This window comes from Klebsiella sp. CN_Kp106 (assembly GCF_040064575.1).
GTDB classification, from domain to species: domain Bacteria; phylum Pseudomonadota; class Gammaproteobacteria; order Enterobacterales; family Enterobacteriaceae; genus Klebsiella; species Klebsiella michiganensis.
The window spans coordinates 201247-215349 of the sequence record NZ_JBEAIG010000015.1; the positions used below are offsets into that span (position 1 = coordinate 201247).

General features: G+C 59.2%; 15 protein-coding genes and 1 riboswitch. Of the genes, 3 read left to right on the forward strand and 12 right to left on the reverse strand.

The window, feature by feature from the left end:
- Positions 1 to 41: 41 nt before the first annotated feature.
- From ABLU96_RS09810 to ABLU96_RS09835, 6 genes are all read right to left on the reverse strand, one after another.
- Positions 42 to 677 (reverse strand): urea amidolyase associated protein UAAP2, encoded by a 636-nt coding sequence (locus tag ABLU96_RS09810; RefSeq protein ID WP_009652130.1) that lies wholly within the window; start codon positions 675 to 677, stop codon positions 42 to 44.
- Between the two features lie 10 nt (positions 678 to 687).
- Complete coding sequence (locus ABLU96_RS09815; protein WP_014838455.1) at positions 688 to 1416, reverse strand: urea amidolyase associated protein UAAP1; 729 nt, start codon at positions 1414 to 1416, stop codon at positions 688 to 690.
- A 4-nt stretch (positions 1417 to 1420) separates the two neighbouring features.
- Entirely contained in the window at positions 1421 to 2197 is a 777-nt protein-coding gene (locus ABLU96_RS09820) for an ABC transporter ATP-binding protein (RefSeq protein ID WP_009652163.1), read from the reverse strand.
- Positions 2194 to 3009: an ABC transporter permease gene (locus tag ABLU96_RS09825; protein ID WP_348862481.1), complete on the reverse strand. Its 816-nt coding sequence runs from the start codon at positions 3007 to 3009 to the stop codon at positions 2194 to 2196. Before ABLU96_RS09825 ends, ABLU96_RS09820 begins: the two co-directional genes overlap by 4 nt.
- 24 nt (positions 3010 to 3033) lie before the next feature.
- Positions 3034 to 4092: a putative urea ABC transporter substrate-binding protein gene (locus ABLU96_RS09830; RefSeq protein WP_014838452.1), complete on the reverse strand. Its 1059-nt coding sequence runs from the start codon at positions 4090 to 4092 to the stop codon at positions 3034 to 3036.
- A 57-nt stretch (positions 4093 to 4149) separates the two neighbouring features.
- A riboswitch (guanidine-I (ykkC/yxkD leader) is annotated at positions 4150 to 4248 on the reverse strand.
- Positions 4249 to 4460: 212 nt separating this feature from the next.
- Complete coding sequence (locus ABLU96_RS09835) at positions 4461 to 5054, reverse strand: XRE family transcriptional regulator (protein ID WP_348862483.1); 594 nt, start codon at positions 5052 to 5054, stop codon at positions 4461 to 4463.
- A gap of 43 nt (positions 5055 to 5097) precedes the next feature.
- On the opposite strand from ABLU96_RS09835, the gene ABLU96_RS09840 reads away from it, so the two are divergent.
- Positions 5098 to 5790 carry a B3/4 domain-containing protein gene (locus ABLU96_RS09840; protein WP_014229318.1) on the forward strand — a complete coding sequence of 231 codons (693 nt, stop codon included), beginning with the start codon at positions 5098 to 5100 and terminating at the stop codon, positions 5788 to 5790.
- 46 nt (positions 5791 to 5836) lie between these two features.
- Here ABLU96_RS09840 and ABLU96_RS09845 read toward each other — a convergent pair whose 3' ends face one another.
- The 3 genes from ABLU96_RS09845 to ABLU96_RS09855 all read right to left on the reverse strand — a co-directional run bounded on the left by ABLU96_RS09845 (position 5837) and on the right by ABLU96_RS09855 (position 7530).
- Positions 5837 to 6469, reverse strand: coding sequence for a LysE family translocator (locus tag ABLU96_RS09845; RefSeq protein WP_014229317.1), 633 nt, complete (start codon positions 6467 to 6469; stop codon positions 5837 to 5839).
- A gap of 149 nt (positions 6470 to 6618) precedes the next feature.
- A complete protein-coding gene (locus tag ABLU96_RS09850; RefSeq protein WP_025108281.1) occupies positions 6619 to 7086 on the reverse strand; it encodes a DMT family transporter in 468 nt (155 codons plus the stop codon).
- Positions 7087 to 7095: 9 nt separating this feature from the next.
- Positions 7096 to 7530 carry a DMT family transporter gene (locus ABLU96_RS09855; RefSeq protein ID WP_004850792.1) on the reverse strand — a complete coding sequence of 145 codons (435 nt, stop codon included), beginning with the start codon at positions 7528 to 7530 and terminating at the stop codon, positions 7096 to 7098.
- A gap of 99 nt (positions 7531 to 7629) precedes the next feature.
- Here ABLU96_RS09855 and ABLU96_RS09860 point away from each other — a divergent pair, with 99 nt between their 5' ends.
- Positions 7630 to 8562: a LysR family transcriptional regulator gene (locus ABLU96_RS09860; RefSeq protein WP_049083657.1), complete on the forward strand. Its 933-nt coding sequence runs from the start codon at positions 7630 to 7632 to the stop codon at positions 8560 to 8562.
- A 265-nt stretch (positions 8563 to 8827) separates the two neighbouring features.
- The gene (gene katG / locus ABLU96_RS09865; RefSeq protein ID WP_032695023.1) at positions 8828 to 11011 is read left to right on the forward strand and encodes a catalase/peroxidase HPI; all 2184 of its coding nucleotides are present in this window, start codon (positions 8828 to 8830) and stop codon (positions 11009 to 11011) included.
- A gap of 50 nt (positions 11012 to 11061) precedes the next feature.
- Here the strand turns inward: katG and mgtU are convergent, their stop codons facing one another.
- From mgtU to mgtA, 3 genes are read right to left on the reverse strand one after another with little or no spacing between them, the layout of a single operon-like run.
- Entirely contained in the window at positions 11062 to 11148 is an 87-nt protein-coding gene (gene mgtU / locus ABLU96_RS09870; protein ID WP_251009858.1) for a magnesium transporter protection protein MgtU, read from the reverse strand.
- Between the two features lie 13 nt (positions 11149 to 11161).
- Positions 11162 to 11254 carry a protein MgtR gene (gene mgtR, locus ABLU96_RS09875; protein ID WP_014229313.1) on the reverse strand — a complete coding sequence of 31 codons (93 nt, stop codon included), beginning with the start codon at positions 11252 to 11254 and terminating at the stop codon, positions 11162 to 11164.
- 18 nt (positions 11255 to 11272) lie between these two features.
- Positions 11273 to 14005 (reverse strand): magnesium-translocating P-type ATPase, encoded by a 2733-nt coding sequence (gene mgtA / locus ABLU96_RS09880; protein WP_025108278.1) that lies wholly within the window; start codon positions 14003 to 14005, stop codon positions 11273 to 11275.
- Positions 14006 to 14103: the final 98 nt, after the last annotated feature.

Consider the following 14103-nt stretch of genomic DNA (forward strand, 5'->3'; position numbering starts at 1 on the left):
GAAGAGCCGAAAGGCCAGCAGACGCCAGCGCTGCCAGCGGGTCAGTTCCATACCAGCACCTCGGCGGGCGTGGGGTTCCAGCCGTTGCAGGGATTATTTAACTGCGGACAGTTGGAAATCAGCACCACGGCGTTGCACTCGGCGCGCAGCTCAACGTATTTCCCCGCCGCCGATATCCCGTCCTCAAAGGTCAGACCGCCTTCCGGCGTTACCGGGACGTTCATGAAAAAGTTAATGTTGGCGCCGATATCGCGTTTATGCAGGCGGCCATCGTGCAGGCAGGCGCAGAGGAAATTATCCCGACAGCTGTGCATATAGCGTTTATCCTGGGCGTAGCGCACGGTGTTGCTCTCCTGGGCACAGGCGCCGCCGAGGGTATCGTGGCGACCGCAGGTGTCGGCAACGATGGTCAGCAGTGGATTGCCCAGATTGGAATAGAGTACGCTGCCGGTGGTCAGATAGGCATTGCCCTGGCGGCGCAGCGTGCGCTGCGGATCGTAGCGTTCTCGGGGGTTATCGGCGTTGTAAAACAGGGTATCAATGGCCTGGTTGCCTTCGAGGTCAAGCAGGCGCAGGGTTTGCCCTTTTTGTACCTCAAACAGCCAGGGTTCCCCTGCCGGGATCACATGGCGATAGACGGCATCTTCGGGACGACGGTTACTGGCGATCAGGGTCATCGCAGCCTCCTTACAGGGCAAAAAGTTGGGTGTTGAGGAACGCGCGCTGGTTTTCATCGCGGGTAAAGAGCGCTTCCGCGGCCGCCTGCGCATCGTCAGCCTGGTACCAGCTCAGCTGGATCGGCCGCGGGGCGTACTCAGCGGCAGGGTCCTGAGGATGCGGCAGCGCGGTCAGCACCATGAGGACATCCATCGGCGCAAACAGCTCAACGTAATCTCCGGCGCGGCTGTTGGCGGAAATAAACTGAAAACGGCCATCCTCATCGACGGTGACTTTGCTGAAGAAGTTAACCACCATCAGCAGGTCCTCCAGGCCCAGATCCCATTTACCCATTTCAACCAGCAGGTTATCGACGCCGTTGCGGTAGAAGCCGTTTCGCAGCTCCTGGTAGCGTCCTGCGCCATATTTTTCACGCGTCTCGTCGGCGTTGAGTATCCCGCCGAACGGGTCGTGCCAGCCGCAGCTGTCGGCAACAATCCCGGCCAGAACGCGCCCCATATCGGAGTAGAAACAGTGCCCGGCGGTCAGGCGCGCGGTGTGCTGCCCCTTGAGGGTATCCGGCAGATTCAGGCGCTCACTCTTCTCATGGGGATTCAGCATCATCATGCTGACGTTGGCTCCGCCGTCGATATCGGTCAGGCGCAGAATCTGCCCTTTGCGCAAAATCAATGAGGTGTGCGCCCCGCCGGGTAGCCGCTCTTCGCGCAGGCTGGGGGATGAGTGAAAAAGTGCGGTCATCAAACTATCTCCTTAATGCGTAAACGTTATTGTCGCTGCCGGTGGTTATCTGCGACATTCGCGCTTCATTGAGCGGAATATCGTAGGTAACGCGCGCACCCCAGGCGTTGGGCGCCTGCGGATCGATGCGCACTTTGTCGAAAACCAGCAGCCGGGTGCCAAGGTTGAAGCCCTCCGCGAGGTCGTGGGTGACCATAAATACCGTCATCCGCGTTTCGCTCCACAGCTGGAGCAGCAGCCCGTGCATATCCTTGCGAATACCGGGATCCAGCGCGCCGAAGGGTTCATCAAGCAGCAGTACGCGCGGCTGCATGACGAAAGCCTGGGCGATCGCCAGCCGCTGCTGCATCCCGCCGGAGAGCTGCGCCGGATATTTATTCAGCGCGTGCCCCAGCCCGACTTTCTCCAGCATCCGCTGCGCCCGTTCGCGCGCGTCGCGTTTCCTGCCGGCAAACAGCCGGCCAAACAGCGGTGACGCCGGGAGTTCGAGGCCAATGGCGACGTTATCCAGCACGTTGAGGTGCGGAAAAACCGAATAACGCTGAAACACCACGCCGCGGCTGCGGTCCGGCTCCGCCGCCAGCGGCTGGCCGTCGAGGGTGATTTCCCCGCGAGTCGGCTTTTCCTGGCCGAGCAGCAGGCGTAAAAACGTCGACTTCCCGCAGCCGGACGCGCCGACCATCGAACAGAACTCGCCCTCTTTCACCTGCAAATTGATGCGCTCCAGCACCACGTGGTCGCCGTACTCCTGCCAGATATTTTTGATGTCGATAAAGCTCATGCCCGGCCTCCTTCCGCCCACGGGAAACAGGCTTTGTGCAGCTGGCGCAGAGCCAGATCCATCAGCCATGCCAGCAGGGTTATCCAGATGACGTAAGGAATAATCACATCCATCGCCATATAGCGGCGGAGGAGGAATATGCGATAGCCGAGACCGGCGGTGGCGGAAATGGCCTCGGCGGAGATCAAAAACAGCCATGCGGAGCCCAGCAGCAGGCGCAGGGAGGTTATCAGCCGCGACAGCAGCTGCGGCAGCACTACCCGCAGCACCACCGTCCAGCTATTGGCGCCGAGGGTTTGCGCTTTGATAAACAGCTCCGCCGGGATTTCCCGCGCCCGCTGTTCAAGGTCGCGCGCCAGCATCGGCGTAATGCCAATGACGATAAGCATCACTTTTGATAGCTCATCCAGGCCGAAGACGATAAACAGCACCGGCAGGATCGCCAGCGGCGGGATCATCGACACCACGGTCATCAGCGGCGACAGCGCCGCGCGGTACATCGGGAACACGCCGGCGGCGATGCCGATGCCCAGGCCAATCAGCGACGAGAGCGCCAGACCAATCAGCAGGCGGCTCATACTAATCAGCGTGTCGGCCCACAGCAGATACTCGCCGCTGCGTTTATCCGGGGTGAAGGCCATCCGATCGATGGCCGCGATCATCTGCGACAGGCCGGGCAGCAGCTTATCCTGCGGGTTGGCTTCCAGCCGCACCGCCGAACCGATAAACCAGGCGGCGATCATCAGGACGAAGGGCAATAGCATCAGCGTCAGGCGCATACCCTGCCGGGGATAGCGGTTAATGTGGCGCATGGCGTGGACTCCCAAGGTCAATCATTACAGCTGCCCCGCCGCGGCCAGCTTCAGATAGCTGTCGTCAAAGCGCAATTTGCTGTTGGCGGTATCGCCGACGGTGACGCCGCCGGGGAAGGTCATGCCGATAAAGTCAGCGCTCTGCGCCCCCTCTCCCAGCAGCCCTTTATCAAAAGAGAACTGCGCCACCCGCTGCATGGTTTTTGCCAGCGCCGGCGAGGAGATAAACGTCAGGGTATCGGCAGGCGTCCAGAAGAGATGGGTTGTTTTTAGCTGCGCCCGGTAGCCGGCGAGGTCGGTGCCGGAATCGGCGGCCATTGCGCTTAGCGCCTGCGTATCTCCGGCCTGCATTTTGGCCATCATCTCGAACCAGGCGCCGGTCAGGGCTTTACCCAGCGCCGGGTTATCTTTCAGGGTCTGAGTATTCACCACCATCATGTCGATCAGCTCGCCGGGAACCTGCGAAGAGCTAAAGACCTCCGTGGTTTGCGGCGTCTTTTTGATAACCGAAAGCTGCGGATTCCAGGCCACCGCCGCGCGTACGCCGCTGGTGCCAAAAGCCGAGACGATATCCGCATCCGAGGTATTGACCACTTTGACGTCTTTTTCCTGCAGCCCGGCTTTTTCCAGACCGCGAACCAGCAGGTAGTGCGATACCGAAAGCTCCGGGAGATACACCGCCATGCCTTTCAGATCGCTGAGCTTTTTATCCGCCCCCTTCAGCACCACGCCGTCGTTGCCGTCGGAGTAGCTGCCGGTAATGAGCGCCGTGGTATCAACGCCCCCCGCCGCCGGAATGGTCAGGGCATCCATGTTGGTCATGGTGCAACCGTCAAACTGGCCCGCGGTGTACTGGTTAATGGATTCGATGTAGTCGTTCAGCTGAACGATATTGATTTTGATGCCGTATTTGCTGGCCCATTTATCGATGATCTTTTCGTTGCTGATGGTGCCCCAGGGCATCCATCCGGCATAGATAGTCCAGCAGATGTTGAACTCTTTTTTGACGGCGGCAAACGAGGGGACGCTGGCCAGCAGCGCCAGCGACAGGATAAGAGAGCGGAGGATCGGCGGTGTCTTCATGGTGGACCTCTGGTTAGCACGAGAAACGGGGGCAGCGCGACACCCAACGGTGCTGCTGTCTCCCGGGCTTTTGTCCCGCCGTGTAACCTCGCAGAGGTCGCCAGCTCTCGGACCAGACGTTCACCTGAGTGAACCGGAACCCTAGCCAGCTATTGTGTTATCTCAATTGTCTGTTGCGCTGCCTTCTGAACAGGAGTTTGCAAGGTCTATGCCAGGCGCGCAGCGCGCGTAAAATCAGCCCTACGGCGGCAGGCGCCGCCGCGGCTCCCAAAAATGGGGAGTGATGATGGGGCATTGCATGGATTTGGTGCGTATGGCGTGAAGGCGGCGAGCGGTCGGGACGATAGCCGCTCGCCGGGAAACGCTTGCTAGCGCGCTTTTTCGCTCACCGTCATGGTGAATCGCGCGATCTTATCCCCGGCGTTAGCGTAGCTATGCGGGGCGTCGGTACGCGCGACGGCGGAATCCCCCTCTCGAATCAGATAGACCCCGTCGTTAACCGTCAGGGTTAAGGCGCCCTCGGTCACGAAAAGCAGCTCAGTCGTCCCCTCCCCGTGCCCCGGCGATGTGAACATTTCTCCCGGATTGAGGCTCCACTGCCAGAGCTCAACCATATCCGGACCGCTGGTACCGGCAAGGAGCCGCGCCTTGCCGCCCTGCCACAGCGTGGGAATCTCGCCTTCTGCAATCACCTTTACCGGCGGCGCGGTGGCGACATTGACAAAATCGGCCACGGAAACGCCCAGCGCCGAGGCCAGACGGCACAACAGCGCAATGCTGGGATTGGCCCTGCAGGCTTCAATGTCTACCAGCATACCTTTGCTGACGCCCGCGCGTCGCGACAGCTCATCCAGGGAGATCTTCTTTTCCGCCCGGTAGCGCTTAATGCGCGCCGCAACGGCTTCATTAATCATGGCGGCATCGGCGCCCGCGTCGGTCGTTATATTGACTTTATTGGTCATCGGTCGATATTATGCTTTAAAATGGTCGTTACAGGATTATCCAATGAATAGCGTATTACCGTCAATCAGCCCGCAGGTCTCCGCGCTGGCCCCCGGCTTTCGCGCCCTGAGCATTGATGTCGTTTCCGCCGCCGTACGCGCCCCCCTGGTCGGGTCCGATGCGCTCCGCTCCGCCTGCCAGGCGGTTATCGCCGGCGAGCCGCAGTGGGCGGAGGCGCACCTGCAGGCCTGGAACGAGGTATTCCGCGCCTTTGGCGCAAAACCCAAGCGGACGCCCTGCTCGGCGGAAGCCTTGCGCAGGCGGGTGCTGCGCGATGGCGAGATGGCTGCGATCGATCCCATCGTCGATCTCTATAATGCGGTGAGCCTGCGCTACGCCGTGCCGGTCGGCGGCGAAAACCTGGCGGCTTACGTTGGCGCCCCGCACCTCAAGCTCGCGGACGGCAGCGAACCGTTCGATACCGTCAAAGAGGGGCAGATCGTTCACGAATATCCCGATGCGGGAGAAGTGGTCTGGGGCGACGATCGCGGCGTGACCTGCCGACGCTGGAACTGGCGACAGGGAGTACGTACTCGTCTGAGCGTGGAGAGTCCGCGGATGTGGTTTATTCTTGAAAGCCTGCCGGAAATGCCGCTTAGCGCGCTGCAGGAGGCGGGAGAGATGCTGAGCAACGGCCTGCTGGAGATGATGCCGGAGGCGACGATCCGCTCACAGCTGATAGGGCCAGGGGCCTAAAGCCATTCCCCTGCGCCCGGCAGCGTAGCACCGCCGGGCGCAGCGATTACTTCCGCGCCTCGAAGGCAATTTTCACCGCCATCCCCGCCAGCACCGTCGCCATCAGCCAGCGCTGAAACTGCTGCCATAACGGGCGCCCCGCGAGAAACAGCGACACCTGCCCGGCCATCACCACAATAAGCGCATTAACCGCTACGCTAATGAGCGCCTGCGTCCCTCCCAGCACCAGCGACTGCGCAAGGATGCTGCCGTGTCCGGGAGAGATAAACTGCGGCAGCAGTGAGAGATACATGATGGCGATTTTAGGGTTCGCCAGGTTAGTAATAAAGCCCATCATAAACAGCTTACGGCCGCTATCGGCAGGCAGGTCGCGCACCGCAAAGACCGAGCGCCCGCCGGGCTTCACCGCCTGCCAGGCCAGATAAAGCAGATAGACCACGCCGCTGATGCGCAACGCGTCGTAAGCGTAGGGAACGGCGAAGATCAGTGCGGTAATACCGAACGCGGCGCACAGCATATAAAACACAAACCCCAGCGCCACCCCGCCGAGGGAGACCAGTCCGGCCCTTCTTCCCTGACAAATCGAGCGCGAAATCAGATAGATCATATTCGGCCCCGGGGTCAATACCAGGCCAAGGGCAACAAGCGCGAAGGTCAGCAGCGACGGTATCTCAGGCATAGCGTATCTCCGGTAAAGTGATGTGATGCCCAGGCGCGCGGCGGCGATCCCCATGCTCCCCGACAGTACCTGTCTAAAGCGCCAGTCACAGGGTGACGAACAGTATGACCGCGGTTGGCGATGCGCGACAACTCACCTGAACAGGTGGGCTAACTCTCCTTATCTTCAGCTTTTGCCGCCGCGCTGGAGCGGTAAATAAAGAACAGCGCCAGCCCCAGACAGACGATGGCCCCCAGCCGCCCCGCTGAAAAGGCAATGGCGTCGTTACCCAGCCAGCCAAAATTATCGATCAGCAGACTCATGGCCAGTTGGCCAAAAATCACCGCCACCGTGGCCGTCGCGGTACCGATACGCTGCACCGCCACCACCATAATTACGATATAGGGAACCCCGCAAAATGCGCCCAGCAGCTGCCATTTCGGCACATCCAGTAGCGTTGTCGACTGATGGGGGGCAAAATAAAAAATCAGCAGCGCCGTGATCAAGGCGCCCACCGCAAACGTGAGAAACGCGCTGCGAAATACGCCCACCTGGCTGCCCAAACGGCCGTTAATCGCCGCCTGCATACTCAGCATCGCGCCGCCGACCAGCGCCAGCAAAATCATTATGCTACTCATGTTAACTCCTCAGCTTGTGGCGATCAGAATCAGGGCGACGATGATAAACAGCAGCGCGATAACCCGCCGTCCATCGATTTTACGTTTTGCCGAACCAAACAGACCGTAATGGTCAATCAGCAGGCTTTTGCATACCTGACCGGCCAGAATGCCGATCATCGTCATGGCGATACCGATAACCGGTACGGCAATGGTTAAGATGACGACGTAAATGGGCCCCAGTACGCCCCCGGTAAGCTGCCAGCCCGGTAAGGAGAAGAACGAGGGGCCCTGCCTGGGGCCAAACAGCAGCATCAGCAGAAAGGTTAGCGCGCTCCCGACGCTAAAAATGCTGAATGTGGCCCACAGGTCCCCTACCTGACCGGCAAGCGGCCCGAGTAGTCCGGCTTCCACGGATAACCCCATGCCGCCGGCAATCACAAGAAAAATAAGTAATAACTGCATCGTTGATATCCGATTATTGATTGGGTGGCTGAGCATAAAGCAGCGAAGTAATGTGAAAAACGATACAATCAGGGAAACACTTTTGCGGATATTGCATTAATGAGCGATGCGGGTAATGTAAATTTTCGGGCGCTACAGCTGTTTATCGCCGTCTATGACAGCCAGAGTTTCTCCGTGGTGGCGAGGCGGGAAGGCGTTTCGCCCTCGATGGTGTCGCGCGTCATTCACCAGCTTGAGGATGCGCTCGGCCAGCAGCTCTTTTATCGTAATACCCGGGCGGTGGTTCCCACCGAAGCGGGACGCCTGTTTGCCGAACATGCCAGAGAGCTCGGCGAACGGTTCAGCGTTGCCAGGCGCGACCTGCAGGACCGTCGTCTTGAGCCGGGTGGACTGGTGCGGATCAACGCCCCGGTCTATTTTGGCCAGCGCCATATCGCGCCGTGGCTGCCGGGGCTGACGCAGCGCTATCCACAGATGCAAATTGCGCTGGCGCTGACCGATGATTTTATCGATCCGCACCGCGAAGCGACCGACCTGATTTTCCGCATCGGCAGCCTGCCGGACTCCAGCGTTCATGCCAGAGTGCTGGGTATGCAGCATCACTATCTGGTTGCGGCTCCGGACTATCTGCAGCGCTGCGGCACGCCGGAGAAACCGGAAGATCTTCGCCATCACAGCACGCTGGTCTACAGCGGTTCAAATGGACCTAACCGCTGGCTGTTCCGCCTCGCGGAGGGAGAATGGGTTCACTATCCGCAAACGCCGCGGCTGGCATCAAATAACGCCGATGCGCTGCTGACCGCTGCGCTGGGAGGCATGGGGGTGGTGCTCTTTCCCGATTGGATGGTCAATGAAGCCATGGGGGCTGGAAGGCTGATTCAGCTGATGCCTCACTACAGCGCGGCGATCGGCAGCAGCCCCTCGCCGGTGTCGGCGATCTACCCTCACGCCCGTCATCCTTCGTTAAACGTACGTGCGGTAATAGACTATTTTATCGACGTTTTTGGTACGCCTTTATACTGGCAGCGCTAAGCCGTTTTACGCACTAAAATTGTCGTAACTCAAACAATCGGTCTTCGCTGGCGGGGATGATGTCTTAACGATTCCTTTACGCGTATGTTACGACTATTGTGGTTGAGTCAATACTGAACAATCAATCATTGAACAATGATATATGTTCGGTTTTTACAAAGGCATTGAACGGAAATAACTATTAAATCCGTAGACTCATTCAAATATCGCTTATTGGTAGCAGTGTATATCGTAATGGCATTCACAAAAGCAAACGGAGCCTGATATGAGCACGTCAAACGATCCTTCGAATACCCCGTCGGCAGGGAAATGCCCTTTCCACGCCGAGACGGCGACGCCCACCCAGAGCGCGGGCGGTGGCACCGGCAACCGCGACTGGTGGCCAAATCAACTACGGGTGGATCTGCTGAATCAGCACTCCAATCGTTCAAACCCGCTGGGCGAACACTTTAACTACCGCGAAGAGTTTAAGAAGCTCGACTACTCGGCCCTGAAGGCCGATCTGCGCGCCCTGCTCACCGATTCTCAGGAGTGGTGGCCAGCGGACTGGGGTAGCTATATCGGGCTGTTTATTCGTATGGCGTGGCACGGCGCCGGTACCTATCGTACCGTTGACGGGCGCGGCGGCGCGGGCCGCGGCCAGCAGCGTTTCGCACCGCTCAACTCCTGGCCGGATAACGTCAGCCTCGACAAAGCCCGTCGCCTGCTGTGGCCGGTAAAACAAAAATACGGGCAAAAAATCTCCTGGGCCGACCTCTATATGCTGGCAGGCAACGTGGCGCTGGAAAATGCCGGTTTCCGTACGTTTGGCTTCGGTGCCGGTCGTGAAGACGTTTGGGAACCGGATCTGGACGTCGACTGGGGTAACGAAACCGAATGGCTGGCCCATCGTCATCCGGAAAGCCTGAATCAGCAGGCCATCGGCGCGACCGAAATGGGGCTGATTTACGTCAACCCTGAAGGCCCCAACGCCAGCGGCGACCCGCTCTCCGCCGCCTCCGCGATTCGCGCGACCTTCGGCAATATGGCAATGAATGATGAAGAGATCGTCGCGCTGATCGCCGGCGGTCATACGCTGGGCAAAACCCACGGTTCCGCGGTGACCAGCCACGTTGGCGCAGAGCCGGAAGCGGCGCCGATTGAAGCGCAGGGACTCGGCTGGGCGAACAGCTACGGCAGCGGCGCGGGCGCCGACGCGATCACCTCCGGTCTGGAAGTGGTCTGGACGCAAACGCCGACCCAGTGGAGCAACTACTTCTTCGAAAACCTGTACAAATATGAGTGGGTGCAAACCCGCAGCCCGGCAGGCGCGATTCAGTTCGAAGCGAAAGATGCGCCGGAGATCATTCCTGACCCGTTTAATCCGGAGAAAAAACGCAAGCCGACCATGCTGGTCACCGACCTGACGCTGCGCTTCGACCCGGAGTTCGACAAGATTTCCCGCCGCTTCCTTAACGACCCGCAGGCCTTTAACGAAGCCTTTGCCCGCGCGTGGTTTAAACTTATCCACCGCGATATGGGGCCGAAGTCCCGCTACATGGGCCCGGAAGTGCCGAAAGAAGATCTGATCTGGCAAGATCCGCTACCGGCGGCGGTCCACACCCCAACCGCAGAGGATATCGCGACGCTGAAAACCGCCATTGCCGACGCCGGCCTTTCGGTCAGCGAGCTGGTTTCCGTGGCCTGGGCATCGGCCTCCACCTTCCGCGGCGGCGATAAACGCGGCGGCGCCAACGGCGCGCGTCTGGCGCTGGAACCGCAGAAATCCTGGCCGGTAAACGCCATCGCGTCCCGCGTGCTGCCGACCCTGCAGGGGATTCAGCAGGCATCCGGTAAAGCGTCGCTGGCCGATATTATCGTTCTGGCCGGCGTGGTGGGCATTGAGCAGGCTGCCGCGGCGGCGGGCGTTCAGGTTAGCGTTCCCTTCGCCCCTGGCCGCGTCGATGCGCGTCAGGATCAGACCGATGTGGAAGCGATGGATCTGCTGCAGCCGCTGGCCGATGGTTTCCGCAACTATCGTCGCGTTGGCGGCGGCATCTCTACCGAAACGCTGCTGATTGATAAAGCGCAGCAGTTAACGCTGACGGCGCCGGAAATGACGGTACTGGTGGGCGGTCTGCGCGTGCTGGGCGCGAACTTCGACGGCAGCCGACACGGCGTGTTCACCGACCGCGTGGGGGTGTTGAGCAATGATTTCTTCGCTAACCTGCTCGATATGGGGACCGTCTGGAAAGCCGCTGACGAGCACGCTGAGCTGTTTATCGGCCGCGACCGTAAAAGCGGCGAAGAGAAATATACCGCGACCCGCGTTGACCTGGTGTTTGGCTCCAACTCCGTCCTGCGCGCCCTGGCTGAAGTGTATGCCTGCAGCGATGCGCGGCAGAAGTTCGTGAATGACTTCGTTGCCGCATGGACCAAGGTGATGAACCTCGACCGCTTCGATCTGTAATCCTTTCCCCGGCAGAAATGCTAAACCCGGGCCAATGGCCCGGGCTCCTCTTATCTAATCCAGATTGTCAGCAGAATAATGATGGCCGCAATAATCGCCACCTGAATAAAGACTTTATCCAGCGATCCTCTGCGCATCGCGCCCCCTTTTTCAGAACAGGATTTGCCAGATAGCCAGCAACAGCACCAGCAGACCCACCAGGAAAAATATCAGCGCGATGAGGGTGTCCGGAGAACGATTCATCTCTGCGCCTCCTTATCATCAGAACCACTGACCAAAGCGTTTGATATAGAAACGCTTCATGCCCTGCGCGACCAGGCAGTAGCTGAGCAGCGTCGCGATCAGCCACGGGAAGTAGCTCAGCGGCAGCGGCTCCAGCCCGACCATCGCCCCCAGCGGCGAGAACGGAATGTAGATGCCCATCGCCATAATGACCGCGGTGGTGAGCAGCACCGGCAACGTCGCCCGACTCTGGATAAACGGAATTTTCTGCGTTCTCAGCATATGCACCACCAGCGTTTGCGACAGCAGCCCTTCAATAAACCACCCGGACTGGAACAGCGCTTGGGCTTCAACGTGATTCGCCGCAAACACGTACCACATCAGCGCGAAGGTGGTGATATCAAAAATGGACGACGTCGGGCCAATCCACAGCATAAAGCGGCCGATATTTTTCGCATCCCACTTGCGCGGCTTACGCAGGAATTCCTTATCCATCTTGTCCCACGGCAGCGAGAGCTGAGAGAGATCGTACATCAGGTTCTGGATCAGCAGATGAATCGCCAGCATCGGCAGAAACGGAATAAACGCGCTGGCCACCAGTACCGAGAAGACGTTGCCGAAGTTAGAGCTGGCGGTCATATTCAGGTACTTAATGATATTGCCAAAGGTCTCACGCCCTTTGATCACCCCTTCTTCCAGCACCATCAAATCCTTTTCCAGCAGGATGATATCGGATGCCTCTTTGGCGATATCCGCCGCGCTGTCGACGGAAATACCGACGTCCGCATCGCGCAGCGCCGGCGCATCGTTGATGCCATCGCCGAGGAAGCCGACGGTGTGGCCGTTTTTCTGCAGCGTTTTCAGGATGCGCGACTTCTGCAGCGGCGTCAGTTTGGCGAATACCGAACGCGTTTCCACTTCGCGCTCCAGTTCGTTATCCGTCATCGCTTCAATCTGTGCGCCGGTCAGGATACCGTGGGCATCAATCCCCACTTCCAGGCAAATACGCGCCGTGACCACCGGGTTATCGCCGGTCAACACTTTGACCGCCACGCCGTTATCGCGCAGCGCGGTAATCGCTTTTCCCGCGCTCTCCTTCGGCGGATCGAGGAAGGTCAGCATCCCTTCGACCGTCAGCCCCTGCTCATCCGCGGCGCACAGCGGGGTTGTCAGGGCGGAGTCATCCAGCTTGCGGGTCGCGACCAGCAGCACGCGGAAACCCTGGGCGTTGTAATCCTGCGTTTTGGCTAACAGCAGATCGCGGCGGGTTTCATCCAGCGCAACCACGCGGTCGCCTTCGCGCAGATGCGTGGCCACCATCAGCATCTCTTCGACCGCGCCTTTGCAGATCAGGCTTTTATCGCCGTGGCGGACATCTTCCACCGACACCGAGACCCGACGGCGGACAAAATCAAACGGCAGTTCATCAAGCTTTACGAAGCGCTCTTTGGTCGCTGGCGCAATCCGCCCCTCGCCAAAGCGCAGCACCGCCCGGTCCATCAGGTTGCGCGCCCCGCTCTGGCTGCTGCTGTTGAGCCACGCCAGCGTCAGCACCCGGTCGCTCTCGCTGCCGCTGACGTCAAGATGATGCTCAAGAATGATATTGTCCTGCGTCAGCGTGCCGGTTTTATCGGTGCACAGCACGTCCATGGCGCCAAAGTTCTGAATAGCGTTCAGCCGCTTGACGATCACTTTGCGCCGCGACATGGCGATAGCGCCTTTCGCCAGGTTTGAGCTGACGATCATCGGCAGCATTTCCGGCGTCAGGCCCACCGCGACCGCCAGGGCAAACAGCGATGCCTCAACCCAGTCTCCTTTGCTGAAGCCGTTAATCAGCAGCACAATCGGCACCATCACCAGCATAAAACGGATCAGCAGCCAGCTGACGCTGTTTACCCCACGGTCGAACGCCGTCTGGGTGCGCGTACCGACAATGGACTTCGCCAGCGAACCAAACCAGGTGCGGTTTCCGGTAGCCACCACCACCGCCTGCGCCCTGCCGCTGGTCACGTTGGTGCCCATCAGACAGATATTGCCCATCTCCAGCAGGCTTTTATCTTTGTTCGGCTCGGGAAGCCTGTCGCACCCTTTGCCGGACACGCTGGCCAGAACGTCATACTTTTCCACCGGCAGCGATTCGCCGCTAAGTATCGACTGGCTGACGAACAGGTCCCGGGACTCCAGCAGGCGGACATCCGCCGGAACCAGATCCCCCGCAGCCAGGAAGATGATGTCACCGGGCACCAGTTCCTCAATGGCAATCTCCTCCTGCGCTGGCCCCATGTTACCAGGACCGCGACGCAGTACCGTCGCCGTGGTGCGAACCATGGATTTCAGCGCCTGCGCCGCTTTGTTGGTGCGAAACTCCTGCCAGAAACGCAATAACCCGCTCAGGCTGACCATCGTGACGATAATGATAATCCCGGTCAGATCGGTCTCTTCGCCGTTACGCAGCGGTAGCCAGTAATCGGTCACGAAGCTGACGGCGGCCAGCGCCATCAGGACATAGATAAACGGGTTATTGAATGCCTGCAAAAGCTGGATTAGCGCCGGCGGCGCCTGCTCGTGCGCGACTTCATTGCGGCCATATTCATTCAGCCGTTCAAGGGCATCTTCGGTGGTGAGCCCCTGACGGCTGCTGTTGAGCCGCGCCAGCGTATGATCCGGGCTGTTAAATGCCTCGGTTTCAATGGCGAAGCTTTTTTTATGCTGCTTATCATTTTCTGACGCAGACCGGTTTATTTTCCGGTTTTCTATTTTCATGTCAGTCATGATTATTCCTCAAATTTAAGACGTCGTTATCCCTGCATAATTGACTTATGCATAATTCATTTTTACGTTATTAAACGCTTATTACTTTAATTGCCTGG

Bases quoted from the DNA above. Each gene is read 5' to 3' on its own strand.
- ABLU96_RS09810 (WP_009652130.1), bottom strand. From the start codon at position 677: ATGACCCTGATCGCCAGTAACCGTCGTCCCGAAGATGCCGTCTATCGC.
- ABLU96_RS09815 (WP_014838455.1), bottom strand. From the start codon at position 1,416: ATGACCGCACTTTTTCACTCATCCCCCAGCCTGCGCGAAGAGCGGCTA.
- ABLU96_RS09820 (WP_009652163.1), bottom strand. From the start codon at position 2,197: ATGAGCTTTATCGACATCAAAAATATCTGGCAGGAGTACGGCGACCAC.
- ABLU96_RS09825 (WP_348862481.1), bottom strand. From the start codon at position 3,009: ATGCGCCACATTAACCGCTATCCCCGGCAGGGTATGCGCCTGACGCTG.
- ABLU96_RS09830 (WP_014838452.1), bottom strand. From the start codon at position 4,092: ATGAAGACACCGCCGATCCTCCGCTCTCTTATCCTGTCGCTGGCGCTG.
- ABLU96_RS09835 (WP_348862483.1), bottom strand. From the start codon at position 5,054: ATGACCAATAAAGTCAATATAACGACCGACGCGGGCGCCGATGCCGCC.
- ABLU96_RS09840 (WP_014229318.1), top strand. From the start codon at position 5,098: ATGAATAGCGTATTACCGTCAATCAGCCCGCAGGTCTCCGCGCTGGCC.
- ABLU96_RS09845 (WP_014229317.1), bottom strand. From the start codon at position 6,469: ATGCCTGAGATACCGTCGCTGCTGACCTTCGCGCTTGTTGCCCTTGGC.
- ABLU96_RS09850 (WP_025108281.1), bottom strand. From the start codon at position 7,086: ATGAGTAGCATAATGATTTTGCTGGCGCTGGTCGGCGGCGCGATGCTG.
- ABLU96_RS09855 (WP_004850792.1), bottom strand. From the start codon at position 7,530: ATGCAGTTATTACTTATTTTTCTTGTGATTGCCGGCGGCATGGGGTTA.
- ABLU96_RS09860 (WP_049083657.1), top strand. From the start codon at position 7,630: ATGAGCGATGCGGGTAATGTAAATTTTCGGGCGCTACAGCTGTTTATC.
- katG (WP_032695023.1), top strand. From the start codon at position 8,828: ATGAGCACGTCAAACGATCCTTCGAATACCCCGTCGGCAGGGAAATGC.
- mgtU (WP_251009858.1), bottom strand. From the start codon at position 11,148: ATGCGCAGAGGATCGCTGGATAAAGTCTTTATTCAGGTGGCGATTATT.
- mgtR (WP_014229313.1), bottom strand. From the start codon at position 11,254: ATGAATCGTTCTCCGGACACCCTCATCGCGCTGATATTTTTCCTGGTG.
- mgtA (WP_025108278.1), bottom strand. From the start codon at position 14,005: ATGACTGACATGAAAATAGAAAACCGGAAAATAAACCGGTCTGCGTCA.